Annotated in this window: 1 protein-coding gene and 1 pseudogene; both read left to right on the top strand. The window is 68.9% G+C overall.

Annotated elements, in window-relative coordinates:
• Nucleotides 1-203, top strand: a pseudogene (locus tag AC5RUJ_RS17010) (thymidine phosphorylase); the annotation flags it as partial.
• A gap of 246 nt (nucleotides 204-449) precedes the next feature.
• Nucleotides 450-1079 (top strand): DedA family protein (locus AC5RUJ_RS17005; protein WP_494156333.1); only part of this gene is annotated, 630 nt, incomplete at its 3' end.

The following is a 1079-nucleotide window of genomic DNA, read 5'->3' as shown; positions in this document are numbered from 1 at the left end:
AAGACGCCGTGCAGGCCGGGGCCGGCGTGCGGATGCACGCCAAGCCCGGGGCGGTGGTCCGCGCCGGCGAACCGCTGATGACGCTGCTGACCGATACCCCCGAAAGGTTCGACCGCGCCAAGGAGGCGCTGCGCGGCGCCGTCGTTATTGCCCCGGAGGGGAGCCGGCCGGCCCGGCGGCTGATCATCGACCGGGTAGCCTGACGCCGCCCAGGACCCCAGCTGAAAACAACTGGGGCAGCACGGATATATATCCACCGGGGCAAGCTCTTCCCGGCGTTCCCCCGGCCCCGCTACGATGAAATCGTGCGGCCGGAGCGGGGGATGCCCCGGCGCACCGCGGGGTCTGCGGCGTTGAGCGATGGGGGCCCGGTCAGGGATCTACCCGATAGCGGCACAAGATGCGGCATGGCATCGTTGGACTAGGTATCCAGCGGACAGGAACACTTCGTGCAGACTTTCATGGACGCGCTCAGCGTCTTCATCATCGACGCGGCAGCGCAATGGTGGATTTACCCACTGCTTCTGGCTCTCTGCCTGATCGACGGGATCTTCCCGCCGGTACCCAGCGAATCGGTGGTCGTGGCACTGGCTGCGATCGCGGTATCCGCCGGAGCCCCGAATATCTGGCTGGTGGCCGCCGTTGCTGCCGTCGGCGCGATAGCGGGGGACAACATCGCCTACCTGATCGGGCGCCGGATCGGCGCAGACCGTTTCCGCTGGATGCAGCGTCCCCGGGTTGCTGCGGCCTTCGCCTGGGCCCGCAGGGAACTGGACCGGCGCGGCGCGCTGCTGATCCTGAGCGCACGCTACATCCCGGTGGGCCGGGTGGCCGTCAACATGACCGCCGGCGCCACCGGATACAACCACCGCAAGTTCGTCCTCTTTTCCGTGGCCGCCGGCATCTCCTGGTCCTTGTACTCGGTAGCCATCGGGGCGCTGGCCGGGCGATGGTTCCACGACAACAGCCTCCTGGCCGCGGGCCTGGCGATCATCCTGGCGCTGCTGCTGGGCCTGGCACTGGACCACGGCATGAAATTGGCCAACCGGCGCCGTGCCGCGCGGCTGCGCGCGGCTGCC

Source organism: Arthrobacter sp. Y3223164, from assembly GCF_059091005.1.
The sequence above is the reverse complement of the archived record's forward strand: the minus strand, read 5'-3'. Positions and strand labels throughout refer to the sequence as shown.